Raw genomic sequence first — 20,201 nt, forward strand, 5'->3', positions numbered from 1 at the left:
GGAATTTAGTATGGATATGTATCTATTGCTTGTGACATGCCTAGCCATTGTTATTGTTGTATTAGGGGTCTCTTGGTGGAAGTGGCACGCTTTTATCAGCTTAACCGTTGCCAGTTTATTTCTGGCTATTATGTCAGGGCTTTCAATGGACAAAATTGTGGGAGCTTATGAAACAGGAGTCGGCAGTGTTTTAGGTCACCTTGTTGGAATCTTGGCGCTTGGAACGATTTTAGGAAAAATGATGTCAGACTCAGGTGCTGGCATGCAGGTCGCGGAGTTTTTTATTAGGTTTTTTGGAATCAAAAAGTTGCCGTGGGCGATGCTCTTTGCCGGCTTTATAATAGGCATTCCGGTTTTTTTTGAAGTCGGAATTGTTATTTTACTGCCGTTAGTAATTTCTATTCATAAAACAACAAGACAGAATATTCTACTAATTGCACTGCCTGTAATTGCAGGACTATCGATTGTACACGGTCTGGTGCCCCCCCATCCAGGAGCGATGACAGCCATTGGAATATATAATGCAGACTTAGGAAGAGTTTTGCTCTATTCATTGGTTATTGCTCTTCCAGCAGCAATAGTAGCAGGTCCTGTATTCGCAAAATGGGTGCATAAACGTGTGATTCCTGAAGGGGAACCTGAATTAATTCGTGTCAGCACTTCATCTGAAAAATTACCTAACACAGGTATTTCATTTTTCATTATCTTATTACCTGTGTTATTAATGGTGTTATCTGTTATGGCTCCGTATATACCGCTTTCTAGCTTTTTAACTAAATTTTTTGTATTTATCGGCAGCCCTGTCATCGCACTTTTAATTTCTTGCTTTGCCGCATTTTATCTTTTGGGCATGCGTCAGGGAATGAAGAAAGATGTGATTAAAAAATTAGTGGAAGAATCTTTACTTCCGGTCGGATCTATTATTTTAATTATTGGAGCTGGAGGGGGATTTAAACAAATTTTAATTGATAGCGGTGTAGGTACATCAATTGCTCAAATGTCTGAGCAATTATCGCTTTCTCCTATTGTCTTAGCATTTATGGTAGCAGGATTAATTCGTATTGCTACAGGATCGGCAACCGTTGCATTAACAACAGCTGCGGGCATTGTTTCACCAATCATTGTGCATATGTCTGGAGTCAATCTGGAACTGCTGGTTATTGCGACAGGAGCAGGATCACTAATGTTCTCTCATGTAAATGACGCAGGCTTTTGGCTAGTAAAAGAATATCTAGGTCTAACAGTAAAAGAGACGTTTAAAACATGGACGGTACTAGAAACCCTGCTTTCGTTTATTGCTTTTGGAGGCGTTCTATTATTTGATGTTTTTATTTAAAAATTGCCTCCTTCTGATTATTTTGGAAGGAGGTTTACTAGTTGACTTGAAATATAGTATTTGTAGAATAAGGAGGCAATGTATATGACCTGGTTAAAAGAAATACTTGGAACAGAAAAAGCTATTATTGCTATGTGTCACTTGTTACCGTTGCCCGGAGATCCATATTTTAATAATGAAAAAGGCATGGACTATGTGGTAGAAATGGCAAGAAAGGATTTGCATGCTCTTCAAGAAGGCGGAGTGGATGCCATTATGTTTTCAAATGAGTTTAGCATGCCATATTTAACGGATGTTAAAACGGAAACTGTAGCTGCGATGGCCCGAATTATAGGTGAATTGATGTTGGAAATTAAAGTGCCTTTTGGGGTAAATGTATTGTGGGATGCTAAGAAATCTTTGGATTTAGCGGCTGCTACAGGGGCTAAATTTGTTAGAGAAATTTTTACAGGCGTATATGCAAGTGATTTTGGTACTTGGAATACCAACGTTGGAGAAACAATTAGACATCAGCATCGAATTGGGGCACAAAACGTTAAATTATTATATAATGTTGTCCCTGAATCTGCTGCGTATTTGGCTGATCGGGAAATTGAAAGTATTGTTGCATCTACGGTATTTAATAATAGACCAGATGCACTATGTGTATCTGGATTAACAGCAGGGGCCAAGACGGACGTGCAGTTATTAATACGCGTAAAGGAGGCTGTTCCCAATACAATTCTACTTGTTAATACAGGAGTTAATTTCACTAATTTCAAAGAACAGTTATCTATTGCTGATGGGGCAGTTGTAGGTACAACATTTAAATACGACGGCAAATTTGAAAACCATGTGGATGTTGATCGTGTAAAAAAATTCATGGACAAAGTAAAAGTTTTTCGTGACAATCTTTAAACGAAAGAAGGGGTAAAGATGAATCAATTAGCTTTTATTTTTGATATGGATGGCGTAATTGTCGACAGTGAACCTGTATACCGCATCCGTAATAAAGATACCTTTAAAAAGCTAGGAATAGAAGTAGATGAGGATACACAGCTCAATTTCATTGGAGGAACAGCTAAAAGAAAACGGACAATATTAAAAGAGCAATTTTCACTGTCCTTACCCAATTTGGAGAATACAAACTATCTGGTCAATTAACTTTTATTGTAGCAACGATTTAATAAAAAACGAGCCTTTTCATATTAATTAGAATCTTAACTATACAAATTAAACGTAAAAACAGCTCTGTAATCGGAGCTGTTTTTTGTTGCCTGAAAAGCTGTTTGTTAGAGATTTAAATAAAAAAAAGAATGTTGGATAGCATAATGATAAGTAAACGTACAATGAGTATGTTCTCTTTTGAACAATAAAAGCACTCAATAAAGCTGAAGAAGCGGAGGGAAGTAACAGTGCCTGACAAACCTAGTATTACCTCAAGTGAAATTGGAACGCTGTGGATGACATATCAGCAGAAAACGTTAATTATTTGCTTGTTAGATTATATGATTGAACATGCGGATGATGAAGATGCTAAAACAATTATGACGGACTTGCGTGAGCAGCTTATTATATACATACGAAAAATAAAAACAATATTTGAAAAAGAAGGAGCCGTAGTGCCAACCGGGCTTTCATCTCAAGACGTAAACGTACAGGCTCCAAAACTATTTACTAATGGATTTGATATTATGTTTCTTCGTGTCATCAAAGAAATTAGTATGGGGATGTATACATTAAGTTTAGGCAAGGCCTACAGAGAAGATGTGGTGAAATTTTATCAGGATTTAACAAAAATTACGCAAGAGTGCTACGATTCCTGTACGCAGTACTTATTGAGAAAAGGAATTTTATCACGCCCACCCTATATTCCAATGCCAACTACCGTTGAGTTTGTTTCAGATAGAAAATATCTGAGCGGCTTAAATGTATTTGCGGACAAAAGAGTACTAAATACGATGGAGCTAGCGCAGATTTATCATGGAGTCGAAACAAACATTGTCGGGATGAAGTTAATGAAGGCTTTTTCTCAAACGGCTAAGGATACCGAAGTGAAAAAGCATTTTTTGAAAGGAAAAGAGGTCAGTAAAAAAATTATTACGCGACTTGAAGAAATAATTATACAAGACGATATTTCACCTTCTGTTGCCTCAACAGGAAGCATAACCACTTCTGAAACGCCTGCTTTTTCGGATCGTTTGATGCTGACATGCGATATTTTACTAAGTAACTTCAGTATCGGAAGTCAGGCGTTTGGAGCAGCATTTAGTTTTCGAAGAGATATTGTGGCTAAAATGATGCTGATAGGAGAAGATGCGTTTCAATATGCAAGCGAAGCAACAGAAATTATGATTAAAAAAGGCTGGCTTGAAGTTCCGCCAAGTATGGATTAGCTAAAATGAAAGCCTCTTTCATGCATTGTAAATGGAAGTTTATATATCTTTACACACCTTTAACCTTTTATTCAAGTTGATTTAACAGACTGCGTGTACAGTTAAGTTATGTCAATAATAAACAGTAAAGGGTGTAAACAATGAAAAAACGTGCAATTGGAGCGGCAGTATTATCAGCGGTAACTGTAGCAGCGCTGGCATTTGGAACAAATTCACCAACAGATGCTAAAGCAGCTAAAGGCGTAAATAACCAAAAAGCTAAAAATGTTATTCTTTTTGTTGGAGACGGTATGGGTACCGACCATCGTGATGCAATCCGACTGGCCGCCGTAGGAGCAAATGGAAAGTTAGCAATGGATGATATGCCGGCAGTAGGGAGAGTCCATACATCTTCAGGAAATTCATTTGTTACGGATTCTGCAGCAGCTGCTACAGCCATGGCTTCAGGAGTTAAAAGTTATAATGGCGCTATTGGCGTAAATATGAAAGGAAAGCCTGTTCAAACAGTTTTAGAAAAAGCAAAATTAGCTGGGAAAACGACGGGGCTTGTGACAACAAGTCAAGTAACAGACGCAACTCCAGCTGCTTTTGGCGCACATGTTAAAGATCGAAGTGCTCAAAGTGACATCGCCAAGCAGTATCTTGAAAACAGTAAGATAGATGTGATTCTAGGTGGCGGAGAAGATTATTGGTACACAAAAGGAAATGAAGGTGCACACTCAGATGCCCCGCCAGAAGATAAAACTGAAGGAAGCAAAGGAACGCAAGGAAACTTAGTAAACAAAGCACAAAAACTTGGGTATACGTACGTTAATAACGAAAATGAATTAAAATATGCTAAGGGAACAAAATTGCTTGGTCTGTTTGCTAATGAAGAAATGTTTCAACAAGCTCCTGAAGGCCAAGGTGATGTGTACAACCCTCAAGTATCTCTAAAAGACATGACAAAAAAAGCAATCAATACGCTATCACAAAATAAAAAAGGGTTCTTTCTTGTAGTAGAAGAGGAGGCCATTGATGAAATGGCTCATAATAATAATGCTGAACTCATGATTAAAGCAGGTAAGCAGCTTGATGATACGGTGAAGATGGCTAAAGCTTATGCTAAAACACACCCAGACACTCTCGTATTAGTAACAGCTGACCATGCAACCGGAGGTTTAGCACTTGAAAAAGTAGACAATAAAGATAACGGTGGAGATGAAGTATCAAAAGAAGATGGGCCATTTGCAATCGCTCATTCAAAAGAGCAGTTCGTTGCGGATTGGACAACTGAAGAGCATACGTCATCAGACGTTCCTTTAAATGCAATGGGTGCCGGCTCAGAAAGATTTACCGGAGTATATGAAAATACGTATTTACATGATGCTCTTCTAAAAGCAATGAATTTAAAATAGGTGAGATAAAAGCACCGTGTTGATTGAATACACTTAGTATGTAAATCAACACGGTGTTTTTGCTTTGTTTGAGCAAGTTATGATGGAGTTTCTTCAAAGGTATGCTACGATAAGAATTATCTTGAATTGAAGAGGTGTCACAATGAAAATAGAAGTTTGGTCAGATTTTGTCTGTCCTTTTTGTTATATTGGAAAGCGCCGATTAGAACAAGCGCTTCAGCAATTTGCACACAAAGATGATGTGCAGGTTGAATTTAAAAGCTTCGAGCTAGATCCAAATGCCCCAGTTAATACTGGCAAAACGATTAATGAAGCTCTTGCTGCTAAATATGGAATGACCATTGAACAAGCAAAACAAGCAAATGAAGGTATCGGGCAGCAGGCAGCTAGTGTGGGCTTATCCTTTAATTTTGACGATATGAAGCCAACTAATACATTTGATGCTCACCGCTTAGCTAAATTTGCAAAAGCTCAAGGAAAAGAAGCAGCCATTACAGAAAAACTCTTATATGCATACTTTACTGAATCAAAACATCTAGGTGAAGAAGAGACGCTGGTTGCTGTTGCAGAAGATGCAGGTCTTGACCGAGAAGAAGCACGTCAAATTCTCGCGGATAAAAACGCATACGCAAATGAAGTGCGCAGTGATGAAGCAACGGCTCAGCAATATGGCATTAGCGGTGTTCCATATTTTGTTGTTAATCAAAAATATGCGATTTCAGGTGCACAGCCAGTCGAAACATTTGTAGGAGCTCTCCAACAAGTATGGGAAGAAGAAAATCCGACTCCCGCTTTGAAGAGCCTTTCTCCAGAAGGCGCAGATGATGCCTTTTGTGCAGATGGTCAATGTGCCGTTCCTGATTCCTCTAAAAACCAACAATAAATAAAAAGCAGAAGCGGAAATTTCGCTTCTGCTTTTTATTTATTTGCAAAAAAATTCACAATAACACAAACACACGTTCTGTTTTTGTGTTATAATAAGTTTAGAAGCAACAAACCTCGATGAGTAAGCTCCAAAAATAAGCGATTAAAAGTGATCCCACCATGAACTAGCTTCCATTTAATCCTGCAGGGGGAATCTGAATGAAAAGCAAAGTGCGCATTATCCCATTTCAAGTAGTTGAACAATTGAATCAATTTAATGAAGTCCCAAAAGGAGTCGCTCTAATTGGAGCAGAGCAAGTATGGAAGCAAACAAAGGGACGGGGAATAACCATAGCGGTTTTGGATACCGGCTGTGATGTTACACATCCAGATTTGCAGGAGCGAATTATTGGAGGAAAAAACTTTACACAAGATGATCAGCAAAATCCAGATATTTTTCAAGATTATAATGGTCACGGCACTCACGTAGCAGGCACAATTGCAGCAGCGCATAATGGAACGGGTGTTGTAGGAGTGGCTCCTGAAGTGGGCTTACTTATCCTAAAAGTACTTGATGGAAATGGTTCAGGTCAATACGAGTGGATTATTCAAGGTATTAACTACGCCATCGAGCAAAAAGTAGATATCATTTCGATGTCGCTTGGAGGTCCGTCGGATGTGCCTGAGCTGCATGAAGCGATTCAAGATGCTGTTGATCAGAATATTTTAGTTGTCTGCGCAGCGGGAAATGAAGGAGATGGAGAAGGCTCCACAGATGAGTTTGCGTACCCTGGCTCATATAATGAAGTGATTACCGTAGGGGCTGTTGATTTAGAGAAACGATCTTCGGTATTTTCCAACTCAAACAACGAAGTAGATGTAGTAGCTCCGGGAGAGAAGATCGTATCAACTTACTTGAATGGAAAGTATGCCGCACTGAGCGGAACCTCTATGGCAACACCTCACGTAGCAGGGGCCTTAGGATTGATAAAAGTTCTTTCAAATGAAATGTTTGGAAGAGAACTTACAGAACCAGAGCTTTATGCACAGTTAATCAGAAGAACCCTTCCATTAAATGAATCACCAAGAGAAGTAGGAAACGGATTTGTGCACTTGACCGTTGTTGAAAAGCTGTTGCGTGAAATTCAAAGTCAAATGACTTCAGAGGTGATCAGATGAGAAGCAGTTTAGATATGTTAATGATGGAAAAGCAGCAGGCAAAAGCTCTTTATCACGAATACGTAAACAATCGAAGTTATTATGATGAAAAGACGGATGAAGAAAATAAAAATCTTTATTATCAAGATACGCTCTTTGAAAGAGAAGCCATGCAAACTTTGTTAACGGAAACGCATCAGCATTTGCTAAGTTATTCGCCGCATAAATATGTATATCCATGGGTGGATCTACAGGAGAATGGGGAGCTGAAAAGTCTATACTCAGGGAAAGGGATGGATCCGTTAGAAACTATACAGCAAGATATTGATCAACTTCAATCGTTTAGTAACTCCTCTCTTTCAAGCAATGACATACTGCTAAACTGTGAGCACGTTGTCCCGCAATCTTGGTTTGGAAAACACGAGCCTATGAGAGGTGACCTGCATCATTTATTTGCGTGTGAACCTTCTTGCAACAGCCGAAGAGGTAATTCTTCTTATATTGACTTCGCGGATTATACGCCGGAAGTAAAGCAATCAGATGTGAAAGAAGGATGTGGCAAAGCAGAAAAAGGTAAGTTTGAACCTGAATATGGAAAAGGAATTGTGGCTCGATCAACTCTTTATTTTTTAAGTCGCTATCATAATAAAATTGACTCTTCGCGAGTAGATCTTCCTCTTTTACTAAAATGGCATGAAGAATTTACTGTTTCACTTTATGAAAAACATCGCAATGCAGCAATCTTTGAGTTGCAAGGCAACCGAAATCCTTTTATCGATTTTCCTGACAAAGCAGGTGCGTTAATGAGTTCTGCTTTCTAAAATAGCGAAGAGCTCCGCTTCAATTCGAAGCGGAGCTCTTTTGGATAATCTAATATGAAAATCCATATTTATCACTTAAAAGGGCGTCCATTTTATTTAATAAGCGAAAATATTCTTCTTGTTCTTCTACACTTAGAGCTGCTAGCATATCTTTTAAAAATCCATTTCGCTTCTCTGTAATCATTGAAACAAGTTTCTTTGATTCATCGGTCAATGAAACCCACACGACTCTCCGGTCTTTTTCGTCTCGCACGCGCTGAATGAGAGATTCTTCTTCCAATTGATTTAATAAGCTAGTTGTAGCGCCCGAGGTTAAGTGAAGTTTATTTGAAATATCTGCTACCATATACTTTGTGCCGCTGGCAATGTAGTTTAAGATATAAAATTTAGTGGGTGTTAAGTGATAAGGCTGTGTTTTTAATGTTTCTTCGACTAAATGTCGCATATATTGAAAAAAAGATGTGTTAATTTGATAAAGGTGTTCAATTTTTGAATCTAAATTGTTATCCATGCTAGCTTCCATCTCCTTGTACACTACGGACGTATATAAACTAACTCTAAAATAAAATGAAACAATTGTAAAGGATGGCAATGATTATCTTTAACCACCATTATTATTTTTAAATTAATACCTTTACGAAAAAATATCTTTATGATAAAGTTATTTAGGCGGTTAACCAAATAGATGATTGTAAAGAAACATATCTCATAATAGATGGAGATAATATCTTTATGAAAAAGCTATATAAAAAAGTAATTTTATTAGTGAAGTATTAAGGAGGAGTAATGAATGTCTAGAAGTCGCTTAATGGTAACAAATTTTATTGGAATCATCGTTATTTTAGCTTTATTAATTGGAGGAGGATATTATTACGTTCAAAAATCCAACTATATTACAACGGATAACGCTAAAGTATCTGGAGATGTATACAATGTAGTTGCACCTGCAGCAGGTAAAGTAGCAAGCTGGACAGTAGAAGAAGGAAATGATGTATCAAAAGATGCTGAAATTGCTAAGATTCAAGCTGAAAAAGGCTCTATAGCTGCTACAGTACCAGCAGATGGAAAAATTATTCAAACAAACGTAAAAGAAAATCAAATGGTTCAAGCTGGACAGCAAATTGCAACCGAAGTAGATATGAAAGACCTATTTATCGTAGCAAATATTAAAGAAGATCAGCTTAAGGATATTAAAGAAGGCGACGATGTAGATGTAACGGTAGACGGAGACAGCAGTGCAAAAATCGACGGCAAAGTCGAAGAAATTGGATATGCAACCAATTCACTTTCATCTTTAACATCGAACTCAAGCTCAGATGGAAACTACACAAAAGTATCTCAAACGGTTCCTGTAAAAATTTCTATTTCTAATTATTCAGAGCATGTACTGCCAGGTATGAACGCCGAAGTAAAAATTTCGAAAGACTAATTCTTACTACAACAGTTCAAGAAGGGAGGAAATATGATGACAGCCAGTATAGAAAACACAAGTGATGGGTCCATCAAAAAGCATATTCCGCTATTGATTGTTTTAATGCTTGGTTTGTTTCTTGCCATATTAAACCAAACGTTACTGAACGTAGCCATCCCGCATTTGATTACTGAGTTTGGCGTAACGGCAAATACAGCTCAGTGGTTGTTAACTGGATATATGCTTGTGAACGGGGCATTAATTCCGCTTTCAGCTTTTTTAATTGAACGATTTGGTGTGCGTCGCTTGTTCTTATTTGCAATGTTTTGTTTTACAGTAGGATCATTGATTTGCGGAATTGCACCTACGTTTTCGATTATGCTTACCGGCCGTTTAATTCAAGCTATTGGCGGAGGTGTCTTATCGCCTCTTGTTATGACCATTATTGTGTTTATTTTCCCTCCTCACATGCGAGGAAAAGGGATGGGGATTTTTGGTTTAGCCATGATGTTCGCACCGGCTATTGGACCAACGTTATCTGGATGGGTTATTCAAAACTATGATTGGCACATCCTTTTTAACGGCATGGTGCCATTAGGTGCCATTGTATTAATTATTGCTTTCTTTCAATTAAAAGACATTCAGCCTCCAAAGGATGTAAAAGTTCACATGCCTTCTGTTGTGACATCACTTGCAGGTATGGGATTATTGCTTTACGGATTTAGTGAAGCTGGAAATGACGGCTGGACGGATTCAGTTGTTCTTTCTACAATCATTGGCGGGGCAGTTCTTTTAATTATATTTGTTCTTCAACAAATTAAATCTGAAAAGCCGCTATTGGATATGCGCGTGTTTAAATATAATATTTTTTCACTATCAAATATTATTAGTATTGCGATTACAATCAGTATGTACGCAGGTATGTTCTTGCTTCCAATTTACTTGCAAAATATCCGCGGATATTCTGCTTTTGATTCAGGGCTGCTGCTGCTTCCTGGCGCACTTGTTATGCTGGTTATGTCGCCGATTTCAGGTACATTGTTTGATAAAGTTGGACCTCGTCCGCTAGCAATCGTTGGTATGCTCATTACATCTATTTCAACGTTTGAATTTACGAAGCTGACGATGGATACACCGTTTACTCATATTTTAGCGATTTATATTATCCGCTCGTTCGGTATGTCACTCTTAATGATGCCGATTATGACAGCCGGTTTGAATCAGCTTCCGCAGCGACTAAGCAGTCACGGAACATCAATGTCTAATACGCTTCGTCAAGTAAGTGGTTCAATTGGTATTAGTTTAATGACGACCATTTTTACGAATCGTACAACGTATCATGTAAATGAAATCAGCAGTTCCATGAATACGTCTGATCCATTCTTTATGAACAGCTTTCATTTATTTGTACAAAAGGTAGCTGCTACTTTGCATTTATCACAAGATGAGGCTCAGCAGCAAGCGCTGACGATTTTATCTGGAAAAATGACGCAGCAAGGTACGATCCAAGGTATTAACGATGCCTTTTACTGGGCAACAGCAATTTCTGTTATCGGTTTAATTCTAAGTTTCTTCCTTCGTGACGTACGTAAAGATAAAGTAGTCGAAGAAAAGAAATCAGAAGCTCAAGAGGAAGATATTCGTATGCTTCCAGCTCCTAAAAGTATAAATTCATAAGGTGCTATAGAATCAAAAGTTCCTCATAAAAATGTTGGGGAGAAAGGGGTGGTGAGGTGGATGGAGCCATTGATATTTGGTGAAGAAATTCAAAGAATTTCAATATCTTTAAACAAAAAAGTAATGACAAATGTAAAAAGCCTTTTACATCATTACGGAATTACCCCTTTTCAATATCATATTTTACTGATTGTTGAACGTGCACGTACAATGCCTGTCACCAAAGTGGCAGACGAGATAAAGGCGAGCCCAAGTGTTATTACAGCATCGATTACACGTTTGTATGAATTGAATCTTGTGGAGCGCTACCATTCAAAAAGAGATCGGCGTAAAGTTATGGTCGAGCTTACAAACAAAGGGAAACAAGTGATTCAAGCTGCTGAAAAAGACATGCAGCAAGGGGTTGAAAAACTGTTTGCTTGCTATAAAGAAGAAGAACAGCAGCAATTTCTCACGCTCTGTCGACAGCTAGATGAACATGTGACTTGAACTTGAGTAGAAAAAAGTATATTGAGTTAAGCGGAGTGAGTGTAAATGAATAAAGAAATGGTAAAAAACATTCGGAAAAACTACAATATGAATCAGCGAAACTTTGCTCAAGCAGTGAACTGCAGCTTTTCTTTAATTGCACTGGTTGAAGTGGGGAAGCGAAGAGTAACAAAAAATTTGGAAGACAAAATTAAGCAAGCATTTCAATTGAACGATGATGATTTAAAAACACTGCAAGGTTAATACAAAAAGTAGGTGTGAAACGAGCGCACCTACTTTTTTTCGTCTTGTTTTTTTGTAAGTGGATCTACCGTATGTTTGTAATCATAAGCTTTCGAAGTAGTCACTATGCATAGCAGTAAAATAACAAATACAATGATAATAGAGAGTGTAATAATGATGATCATATAAAACGTCCTTTCTTTTTCTTATTACGTATGCTTTCGGTCTTATTGGTAAAATTCCTTCTTTCTCCACATAGTGCAGAAACGACAAACGCATACTAGTAACAATCTAGAATAAAGGAGGGTTTATAATGAATGAAAAAGAGTTGAAAAAACAATTAAAAAAGGTAGCGGATTATCCTGCATCTAAAGCAGATGGAGTAGACGAAGAGTTTTCTCGTGAATTAGCAGACCAAGACGATTTAGAAGCTCAGGCTAGAGTGAACGCTGCAGATGAGAGACAAAAAAAGCAAAAATAAAGCTGAGATAAAAGTATTTTAGCCCAAGTGAAAAACGAACCACTAATTGAAATGTTTGATTAGTGGTTCGTTATTTCTCAGCCTCGTTTATTATCTTTTCAAAAGCAAATAAATAAAGTAAGGAGCACCGATTACGGCAGCAATAATTCCTGCTGGTAGACCGTTAGGATCGGCAATGTTATGTCCTATTGTATCTGCAATCAGCAAAAGCCAGCCGCCAAGTAAAATAGCAACGGGAATAAAAAGCTGATTTCTCGGTCCGACTAAGCCTTTGGCAATATGAGGAGCAAGAAGCCCAATAAAGGCAACCCCGCCTGTAACTGAAACTGCGGCTGCCGCTAATGCAACCGCTGCTAAAAGCAATGTTACACGTTCTTTCTCTATAGCGATGCCGACTCCAATAGCTGCAGCTTCATTTAAGTTAAAAATATTTAATGAATTTGCTTTGTACAATATAAAAGGAATCAAGACAAGAAGCCAAGGCAGAAGTGCCCATATAAAAGGCCAGTCTGTCCCCCAAATGTTTCCTGCAATCCATTTAGCAATAAAATCAACTTTAGCATGATCAGCTGATGACATAATCACCACCATCATTCCAGAAAGAGCCATCGAAAAACCTACGCCTGTTAAAATAAACTTTACAGGCTGCAGCCCTTGGCTTTTACTATATGCACAAAGGTAGATAAGGCCAGCTGTAAACAAGGCGCCGATGAACCCTACTAACGGAAGAGCATACACGAAAGAGCCAGCTTCAATTGGAAAAAATAAAAAGAATACGGCAATTGCGACGCCTGCTCCCGAATTAATTCCTATAATTCCAGGTTCCGCTAAATCATTGCGCGTAACACCTTGTAAGATAGCGCCTGATAAAGCTAGAGCCATTCCTGCTAAAAGAGTAATGATAATTCGCGGAAGTCGAATTGAAAAAAGAACAAACTCATCCGCAAAATTCCCTTTGCCAAAAAGAGTAGGAAACACTTTATTATAAGGAGGGGAGGCATCACCAAGCCCCACTCCTATCACAATCGTTCCAAGAATCAAAACAGTGAGCAGCATCATAATTATTCGTTGTTTTCTAATAAGGGCTGGGTGGATCATGAGAATGCTTTTCCTCCTTTACGAACAATGATTAAAAAGAAAGGTAAACCAATCATGGATACAACTGCTGCTATTGGTGTTTCATAAGGCGCACTTACGGTTCGGCCCAACGTATCAGCGAGCAGCATAAACGCTGCGCCAGTGATAGCCGACATAGGGATAATATAACGATAGTCGGTTCCTACAATTCCTCGTACAATATGAGGAATCATCAAGCCGATAAACACCATGTTTCCGACTAGCGCAACAGAAGCACCTGCAAGAAGAACCATGACAACAAATAAAATGGTTTTGACCTTTGTTGTTTGCTGACCTAACCCCACAGCAACTTCTTCATTTAAACTTAAAATAGTAAGCTGCCGAGAAAGCAAAAGGGCAATGAATATACCTCCGACAATAAAGGGAACAATGATTTGAAGCTGTTCCCAAGAAGTGCCTACCATTCCGCCAGCAGTCCACATCGATACATCTTTTGAAATTTTAAAATAAATACCGACGCCTTCTCCAATCGCATAAAGAAACGCTGAAACGGCAGCCCCGGCTAGTACAATTCGAAGCGGAGAAAAACCACCTCTTTTTATAGCGGCAATTCCAAACACCAAAATTGCGCCAACCGTAGCTCCAATAAAGCAAGCAATCGTAATACCTAAATAATTTACAGAAGGGATAAAGGCAATGGTTACAGCTAAAGCTGCATTTGCGCCAGAAGTTAAGCCTAAAAGTCCTGGATCTGCAAGAGGATTTTTTGTCATACCTTGCATAATCGCCCCTGATACTGATAAAGCAGCGCCAACAAAAGCAGCGGCGATTTCACGAGGTAGGCGAATATCTCGGATGATCGAAATCTGTTCGTTTACACTGCTTGATGAAAGTGCTAGCCACACATCTTTTATCGATATGTCAGCAGCACCAAAAACCATGGAAAGACCAAACATTACGATGAATACGAGCAGCATACCTATTAATTTATATAAGAAAGGAATGAACCGCTGATTGTCTATTTTCATAAAACACCCATCTTTTCATATAAGAATAAATTTAGTAAAACAAAGTAAGAGGAATTCTAAAAAGAATTCCTCTTGAATGAATTACTTGCCAAGAAATTTTTGAGTAAAGAAATCTAGTTGATAATCTAATGTGATTGGATCATTAAAATAAAATTCTTTTGCATTTGCTTCAAATACGTGATTATTCTTTACAGCAGGAATATTTTTGTACGTATCTGTTTTCTCAAATGATGTATCTCCATCTTGGTTTTTGCTGAAGATTAAATAATCTCCGGCATATTCAGGAAGAACTTCTGGCGAAATCGCATAGTATCCATCTTTCAAAGCCATTTTCTTTACTTTCTCTGGCATTTTTAATTTCATTTCTTGATAAAGAATTTCCGTTCCGCGTCCCCAGTTATCGCCAAACACATACAACTGCTTGTCAAAGTTCTCAATAACTGAAACCGTGGTATCTTCGCCAATTTTAGCTTTGATGTCAGAACCAGCTTTTGCCGTACGCTTTTTAAAATCGTTTACCCATGACTGTGCTTCTTTTTCTTTATTTAATAGTTTTCCGATTTCTACATGCTGAGTAAGGTAATCTACTTTATCGTATGTATACGTAACGGTAGGAGCAATTTTTTTCAATTTATCAACGTTTTTTGTAGTAGATAAGCCAATAATTAGGTCGGGCTTTAATTTAATGATCTTTTCTAAATTTTCATCTGATACTTCTTCAACGCCTTTTAATTTCTTTTCAAAGCGGGGATTCATTTTAGACCACGAATCAACTCCGACAATATTGACACCTAACGACATGACGTTACCTGCGTAAGAGCCTAACACTACGACACGTTTCGGGTTAGCCGGAACTTTTACAGGACCGTTTTCAGATTGATATGTGATTGTCTTGGATCCGCTGTTTCCTTTATTAGAATCGTTTTTGCTTTCAGTTGAACCGCTGCTGCAGGCACTAATAAGTAGTACGAATATGAGCATGAATGGAAGCAGTAATTTTTTCATTTAGTTATCTCCTCTTAATAAGTTATACGTGATGCACATTGGTTTATTGGTTCTCGGGTCTCGTCCGATTTCAGCGTCGATATGAAACACTTTTTTTAGAACGTCATGCGTAATAACTTCGTTACACGTTCCAGCTTTAACAATTTCTCCATCTTTTAAAGCGATAATATAATCTGCAAAGCGAGCGGCTTGATTTAAATCGTGAAGCACCATTACGACGGTACGTTCTTGCTCTTTGTTTAGTTTTTGAAGCAGCTCAAGCACTTCTAACTGATGGGCCATATCTAAGTAGGTAGTCGGCTCGTCGAGGAATATAATGTCGGTTTCTTGAGCTAAAGCCATTGCAATCCACACTCGCTGACGTTGACCGCCTGAAAGAGAGTCAACGAGACGAAACTTGTAGTCTTTTATGCCGGTGACTTCAAGCGCCCAGTCAATCGTTTGATAGTCTTCTTTTGATAGACGTCCAAAACCTTTTTGATAGGGAAAGCGCCCATAAGACACGAGCTCGCCAACAGTCAACCCACTGGCACTTTCCGGCGTTTGAGGGAGAATGGCCATTTTTTTAGCGAGTGATTTTGTATGTTCTTTTGAAATGTTTTCCCCATCTAAAATAACGGAACCAGATTGATGAGAAATAATGCGGGTAATGGCTTTTAAAAGCGTTGATTTGCCGCATCCGTTGGAACCAATAATCGTTGTAATCTTTTTGTCTGGAATGTTAACGCTTAAATTTTTTACTATTAGACGTTCACCATAACTAATATGTAATTTCTCTGTATATAGGCGAACCATATCTGAACCTCCGTTTATATTTAATACAACAAATATATGATAATGATTATCAATATCGTTTTCTTTACATACTATAATTCGAACGTTTTCGTATGTCAATAGTTATTTTTATTGTCAAAACGGTGAAGAAGATGTATATTTAAATGAGAATGATAATCAATAACGGTTGATTATAAGGAGTGAACGTGCATGACACACCATGAACTTTTTGATGTGACAATTATCGGCGGGGGACCGGCTGGCCTTTACTCGGCCTTTTACAGTGGACTAAGAGAAATGAAAACAAAGCTGATTGAATATCAGCCAAAGCTAGGCGGGAAGCTTCACGTTTATCCTGAAAAAATGATTTGGGATGTGGGCGGACAAACTCCTGTGGCTGGTGCAAAGCTTATTGAACAGCTTGTTGAACAAGGGCTGACGTTTGATCCAACTGTTGTTTTAAATGAGAAGATTGAATCCATTTCTCGCTTAAAAGATGGTATTTTCCAGCTAACGAGTTCTTCAGGTGAACATCATTACTCTAAAACTATTATCCTTGCTGTCGGAGGAGGTATTTTAAACCCGCAAAAGCTCAAAATTGAAGGAGCAGAACGATTTGAAGTAACAAACTTAAACTATACAGTTAAATCTCTGCAGCATTTTAAAAATAAAACGGTGATTGTTTCCGGTGGAGGCAATTCAGCCATTGATTGGGCAAATGAGCTAGAGCCCGTTGCTAAAAAAGTGTATATTACGTACCGAAACAGCGAACTAAATGGTCATGAAGCACAAGTGAGACAATTAATAAATAGCTCAGCTCGGTGTCTGCTTAACACATCTATTACAAAATTAGTGGCTGATGCGACGCATGAATTTATAGAAAAAGTTGAACTGACTAATCATCAAACCGGTGAAATTGCTTACTTGCCGATTGACGAAGTTATTATTAATCACGGCTATGAAAGAGACACAGAGCTGTTAAAGGGCAGTGAACTACATATCAAAACTATTGATGACTATTACATCGCAGGTAATGCAGCAAGCGAAACGTCTGTAGAAGGCGTGTATGCAGCGGGAGATATTCTCATGCACGAAGGAAAAGTCCATTTGATTACAGGTGCTTTTCAAGACGCTGCTAATGCCGTAAACAAAGCAAAAAAATTCGTTCAGCCCTCTGCTGCTAAGGCGGCTATGGTTTCTTCTCATAATGAAGTATTCAAAAAACGTAATTCAGCACTAATTAAACAAATGATGAAGTAAAGCGAGGTGCAGGGTGCATGTCGCTTCTTTCTCTACGGTGGAATTATCTACATGGAGAGGCAGGGAACGAAAAAAGAAAAGAGAAATATAATAAAAGAAAACGCTTACATTTTTCAGAAATGACATAGTGCTTGTGTGCATAAGGGGGAAGCCGTATGAACGAAAAAGAGAAATATCAGTTTGAAACAAAAGCCATTCACGCAGGGTATGAATCAAAACATCATTTTGATAGCTTAGCTCCGCCTATCTATCAAACGTCTACATTTACATTTTCATCTATAGAACAAGGTGCAAACCGGTTTAGCGGAGCAGAAGATGGTTATGTATATTCCCGGTTATCGAATCCAACGGTCACCATTTTAGAAGAGCGTATGGCACAGCTTGAAGAAGGAGAAGCCGCTTTGGCATTTGGATCGGGAATGGCTGCAGTATCCGCTGTATTGATTGGACTTACAAAAGCAGGCGATCATATTTTATGTTCTAAAGGAGTGTATGGATGCACATTTGGTCTCTTAGAAATGCTTGAGGAAAAATATCAAATCCATCATTCTTTCTCCAACTTGGAAACTGAGGAAGAAATTCTTGCTGCTATCAGAAAAGATACAGCATGTATTTATATTGAAACACCGATTAACCCGACTATGACTTTAGTAGATTTAGAGTTAGTTGCTTCTATCGCTAAACAAAAAGGAATTCCTGTGGTAGTAGACAATACCTTTTCAACTCCTTATTTGCAACAGCCGCTGAAGCTTGGGTGCGACTTAGTCATTCATAGCGCAACAAAATTTATTGGTGGACACGGAGATGTTGTAGCAGGAATTGTAGTAGGGAACGAAGAAGTTATTTCCGTACTGCGCAAAACGACGCAAAAAGATATCGGAGGCATTCTTTCACCGTTTGATGCTTGGCTATTACTCCGAGGCTTAAAAACGCTGGCCGTTCGAATGGATCGTCACTGTGAGAATGCTGAACATATCGCAAAACAATTAAGTCTCCACCCCAAGGTGAAAGCCGTTTATTATCCAGGTGATAAAAAAAGCACTGCTTATTCTCTCATGCAAAAGCAAATGAAAAAAGGAGGGGGGCTTCTCTCCTTTGAAGTGAAAGGAGGTTATGAAGAAACCGTAAAAGTGGTTAATCAGCTTAAGCTCATTTCTATTGCGGTGAGTCTTGGAGATGCTGAAACACTTATTCAGCATCCTGCCTCGATGACGCATGCAGTTGTGCCGGAACAAGCTCGGAAAGAAATGGGAATTTCAAACGAACTCCTTCGTTTATCAGTTGGACTGGAAGCATGGGAAGATATTATGAGAGATTTACAGCAGGCATTAGATAGTATATAACAAACGTTCAAACAGCGCTTGAAGTATCTTAAGGATATTTCAGGCGTTGTTTTTTGAATATCAACCGCATGTCATCACTCATACATCCTTTTTTGCGAATAGAACTTTACCTACATCTTTAGACAAATGTCCTAGACAGAAGAGATGCCTTTCAATAGACTAAAGGTTATCTGTAAAAATACAATATTTAGGTGAGGAAGGTGCTCTGCTATTATGCTTCATAACCCAACTGGAAAAAAACGTCTAGGATTGGCGTTTCTCCTCAGCACGCTTGCGATATTAGGTCCCCTTAATATCGATATGTATTTGCCAAGTTTCCCTGCTATTGCTGATCATTTAGATGCGCGAGCTTCACTTGTTCAGCTTAGTTTAACATCGTGTTTATTAGGCCTTGCCATTGGTCAAATCGTGATTGGTCCAATCAGTGATGCGAAGGGACGAAAACGGCCTTTACTTATCTCCATCTCTTTATTTATGATATCGTCCTTGCTCTGTGCTTTGGCTCCTACTATTACAGCTTTAGTCATCGCACGCTTTTTACAAGGGTTTACGGCTTCGGCAGGAGTTGTTCTTTCTCGAGCCATTGTCAGAGACGTTTTTAGTGGAAGAGAGCTTACGAAGTTTTTTGCTCTGTTAATGGTTATCAATGCCTTTGCGCCAATGATAGCACCAATGGCCGGAGGTGCTATTTTACTTCTTCCTTTTGCAAGCTGGCATACTATTTTCTTGTTTTTAAGTTTAATAGGTCTTTTAATTGTTCTAACAATCTCAATGCGTTTAAAAGAAACTTTGCCAATTGAAAATAGAACGCCAAGCTCAATTGGTCATTCCGTTCGCACGATGGGCAGTTTATTACAAGACCGTTCTTTTATTGGGTATGCCTTAATTGTCGGACTGGTCCACGGAGGAAGCTTTGCTTATGTATCAGGCACTCCATTTGTCTATCAAGGGATCTACCATGTTTCTCCGCAAATTTTCAGCATTTTGTTTGGGATTAACGGCTTGGCCATTGTGACTGGAAGCTTTATTATAGGGCGCTTTAGCGGAATTCTTCATGAAAGAAGCCTGCTTCGCATTGCCGTGATTACGGCTGTAAGTGCTACTAGCGTACTTCTTATCATGACCATGCTTAAAGGGCCGCTAGCTACGATTGTTATTCCCATTTTTATTTACATGATCTCTATAGGAATGACGATCACAGGCTCGGTGACATTGGCAATGAAAAATCAAGGACATAGAGCAGGAAGTGCGAGTGCCGTGTTAGGCATGCTTCCGCTAACTTTAGGATCAATTGTTTCTCCTTTAGTGGGTATTAACGAAACCACAGCGATTCCGATGGCTGCTATTTTATTTAGTACGGCGCTTTTAGGTTTTGTAGCTTTCTTTACGTTAACTAAAAACAAGAAAGAAACAGAAAAGTGCGAAGTTAATGAGTTTAAAACGGAGGTTTCTCCGTAATCACTTTTTTGATTGTTTGAAAGCA

General features: G+C 38.6%; 22 protein-coding genes. 16 read left to right on the plus strand and 6 right to left on the minus strand.

The annotated features are described in order from the left end of the window. Positions 1-10: 10 nt before the first annotated feature. From AC0C45_RS11045 to AC0C45_RS11080, 8 genes are all read left to right on the plus strand, one after another. Positions 11-1,336 (plus strand): GntP family permease, encoded by a 1,326-nt coding sequence (locus AC0C45_RS11045; protein ID WP_016763539.1) that lies wholly within the window; start codon positions 11-13, stop codon positions 1,334-1,336. Positions 1,337-1,420: 84 nt separating this feature from the next. Continuing rightward, positions 1,421-2,233 (plus strand): BtpA/SgcQ family protein, encoded by an 813-nt coding sequence (locus AC0C45_RS11050; RefSeq protein WP_257063121.1) that lies wholly within the window; start codon positions 1,421-1,423, stop codon positions 2,231-2,233. A gap of 18 nt (positions 2,234-2,251) precedes the next feature. Beyond that, the gene (locus AC0C45_RS11055) at positions 2,252-2,479 is read left to right on the plus strand and encodes an HAD family hydrolase (RefSeq protein ID WP_047930893.1); all 228 of its coding nucleotides are present in this window, start codon (positions 2,252-2,254) and stop codon (positions 2,477-2,479) included. A gap of 251 nt (positions 2,480-2,730) precedes the next feature. Further along, positions 2,731-3,711, plus strand: coding sequence for a DUF3231 family protein (locus tag AC0C45_RS11060; RefSeq protein ID WP_013082423.1), 981 nt, complete (start codon positions 2,731-2,733; stop codon positions 3,709-3,711). 140 nt (positions 3,712-3,851) lie between these two features. Further along, positions 3,852-5,108 carry an alkaline phosphatase gene (locus tag AC0C45_RS11065; RefSeq protein ID WP_074894509.1) on the plus strand — a complete coding sequence of 419 codons (1,257 nt, stop codon included), beginning with the start codon at positions 3,852-3,854 and terminating at the stop codon, positions 5,106-5,108. A gap of 142 nt (positions 5,109-5,250) precedes the next feature. Beyond that, entirely contained in the window at positions 5,251-5,991 is a 741-nt protein-coding gene (locus AC0C45_RS11070; protein ID WP_034653288.1) for a DsbA family oxidoreductase, read from the plus strand. Between the two features lie 200 nt (positions 5,992-6,191). Beyond that, a complete protein-coding gene (locus AC0C45_RS11075) occupies positions 6,192-7,151 on the plus strand; it encodes a S8 family peptidase (RefSeq protein WP_257063122.1) in 960 nt (319 codons plus the stop codon). Continuing rightward, positions 7,148-7,951 carry an endonuclease I family protein gene (locus AC0C45_RS11080; protein ID WP_257063123.1) on the plus strand — a complete coding sequence of 268 codons (804 nt, stop codon included), beginning with the start codon at positions 7,148-7,150 and terminating at the stop codon, positions 7,949-7,951. The genes AC0C45_RS11075 and AC0C45_RS11080 overlap by 4 nt, the downstream gene beginning before the upstream one ends. A 49-nt stretch (positions 7,952-8,000) precedes the next feature. On the opposite strand, the gene AC0C45_RS11085 is transcribed toward AC0C45_RS11080, so the two are convergent. Further along, positions 8,001-8,462 carry a MarR family winged helix-turn-helix transcriptional regulator gene (locus AC0C45_RS11085; protein WP_016763546.1) on the minus strand — a complete coding sequence of 154 codons (462 nt, stop codon included), beginning with the start codon at positions 8,460-8,462 and terminating at the stop codon, positions 8,001-8,003. Between the two features lie 279 nt (positions 8,463-8,741). Between AC0C45_RS11085 and AC0C45_RS11090 the strand changes: the two genes are divergently transcribed. Genes AC0C45_RS11090 through AC0C45_RS11105 form a run of 4 tightly spaced genes read left to right on the plus strand, consistent with a single transcriptional unit; the run spans position 8,742 to position 11,771 of the window. Then, positions 8,742-9,380, plus strand: a complete 639-nt coding sequence (locus AC0C45_RS11090; protein ID WP_047930888.1) for a biotin/lipoyl-containing protein — start codon at positions 8,742-8,744, stop codon at positions 9,378-9,380. Positions 9,381-9,413: 33 nt separating this feature from the next. Beyond that, complete coding sequence (locus tag AC0C45_RS11095; RefSeq protein ID WP_016763547.1) at positions 9,414-11,039, plus strand: DHA2 family efflux MFS transporter permease subunit; 1,626 nt, start codon at positions 9,414-9,416, stop codon at positions 11,037-11,039. 60 nt (positions 11,040-11,099) lie between these two features. Next, the gene (locus AC0C45_RS11100) at positions 11,100-11,528 is read left to right on the plus strand and encodes a MarR family winged helix-turn-helix transcriptional regulator (protein ID WP_257063125.1); all 429 of its coding nucleotides are present in this window, start codon (positions 11,100-11,102) and stop codon (positions 11,526-11,528) included. A gap of 45 nt (positions 11,529-11,573) precedes the next feature. Beyond that, positions 11,574-11,771: a helix-turn-helix domain-containing protein gene (locus AC0C45_RS11105; protein ID WP_016763549.1), complete on the plus strand. Its 198-nt coding sequence runs from the start codon at positions 11,574-11,576 to the stop codon at positions 11,769-11,771. 29 nt (positions 11,772-11,800) lie between these two features. Here AC0C45_RS11105 and ytzI read toward each other — a convergent pair whose 3' ends face one another. Beyond that, on the minus strand, positions 11,801-11,935 hold the full coding sequence (gene ytzI, locus AC0C45_RS11110) for a YtzI protein (RefSeq protein WP_016763550.1): 135 nt from the start codon (positions 11,933-11,935) through the stop codon (positions 11,801-11,803). Between the two features lie 128 nt (positions 11,936-12,063). Here ytzI and AC0C45_RS11115 point away from each other — a divergent pair, with 128 nt between their 5' ends. Next, complete coding sequence (locus AC0C45_RS11115) at positions 12,064-12,231, plus strand: YfhD family protein (protein ID WP_472928141.1); 168 nt, start codon at positions 12,064-12,066, stop codon at positions 12,229-12,231. A gap of 90 nt (positions 12,232-12,321) precedes the next feature. Here the strand turns inward: AC0C45_RS11115 and AC0C45_RS11120 are convergent, their stop codons facing one another. From AC0C45_RS11120 to AC0C45_RS11135, 4 genes are all read right to left on the minus strand, one after another. Next, positions 12,322-13,329 (minus strand): FecCD family ABC transporter permease, encoded by a 1,008-nt coding sequence (locus AC0C45_RS11120; RefSeq protein WP_047930887.1) that lies wholly within the window; start codon positions 13,327-13,329, stop codon positions 12,322-12,324. Beyond that, complete coding sequence (locus AC0C45_RS11125) at positions 13,326-14,336, minus strand: FecCD family ABC transporter permease (protein ID WP_171777494.1); 1,011 nt, start codon at positions 14,334-14,336, stop codon at positions 13,326-13,328. Before AC0C45_RS11125 ends, AC0C45_RS11120 begins: the two co-directional genes overlap by 4 nt. Positions 14,337-14,417: 81 nt before the next feature. Continuing rightward, the gene (locus tag AC0C45_RS11130; RefSeq protein ID WP_257063126.1) at positions 14,418-15,341 is read right to left on the minus strand and encodes an iron-hydroxamate ABC transporter substrate-binding protein; all 924 of its coding nucleotides are present in this window, start codon (positions 15,339-15,341) and stop codon (positions 14,418-14,420) included. Beyond that, positions 15,342-16,136 carry an ABC transporter ATP-binding protein gene (locus AC0C45_RS11135; RefSeq protein ID WP_034653274.1) on the minus strand — a complete coding sequence of 265 codons (795 nt, stop codon included), beginning with the start codon at positions 16,134-16,136 and terminating at the stop codon, positions 15,342-15,344. 189 nt (positions 16,137-16,325) lie between these two features. On the opposite strand from AC0C45_RS11135, the gene AC0C45_RS11140 reads away from it, so the two are divergent. The 3 genes from AC0C45_RS11140 to AC0C45_RS11150 all read left to right on the plus strand — a co-directional run bounded on the left by AC0C45_RS11140 (position 16,326) and on the right by AC0C45_RS11150 (position 20,176). Then, positions 16,326-17,375 (plus strand): NAD(P)/FAD-dependent oxidoreductase, encoded by a 1,050-nt coding sequence (locus AC0C45_RS11140; protein WP_016763555.1) that lies wholly within the window; start codon positions 16,326-16,328, stop codon positions 17,373-17,375. Between the two features lie 155 nt (positions 17,376-17,530). Beyond that, positions 17,531-18,718: a methionine gamma-lyase gene (gene megL / locus AC0C45_RS11145; RefSeq protein ID WP_016763557.1), complete on the plus strand. Its 1,188-nt coding sequence runs from the start codon at positions 17,531-17,533 to the stop codon at positions 18,716-18,718. Between the two features lie 213 nt (positions 18,719-18,931). Next, positions 18,932-20,176 carry a Bcr/CflA family efflux MFS transporter gene (locus AC0C45_RS11150; protein ID WP_016763558.1) on the plus strand — a complete coding sequence of 415 codons (1,245 nt, stop codon included), beginning with the start codon at positions 18,932-18,934 and terminating at the stop codon, positions 20,174-20,176. The last annotated feature ends 25 nt before the right edge of the window (positions 20,177-20,201 follow it).

The organism is Priestia sp. VA7 (assembly GCF_055710015.1).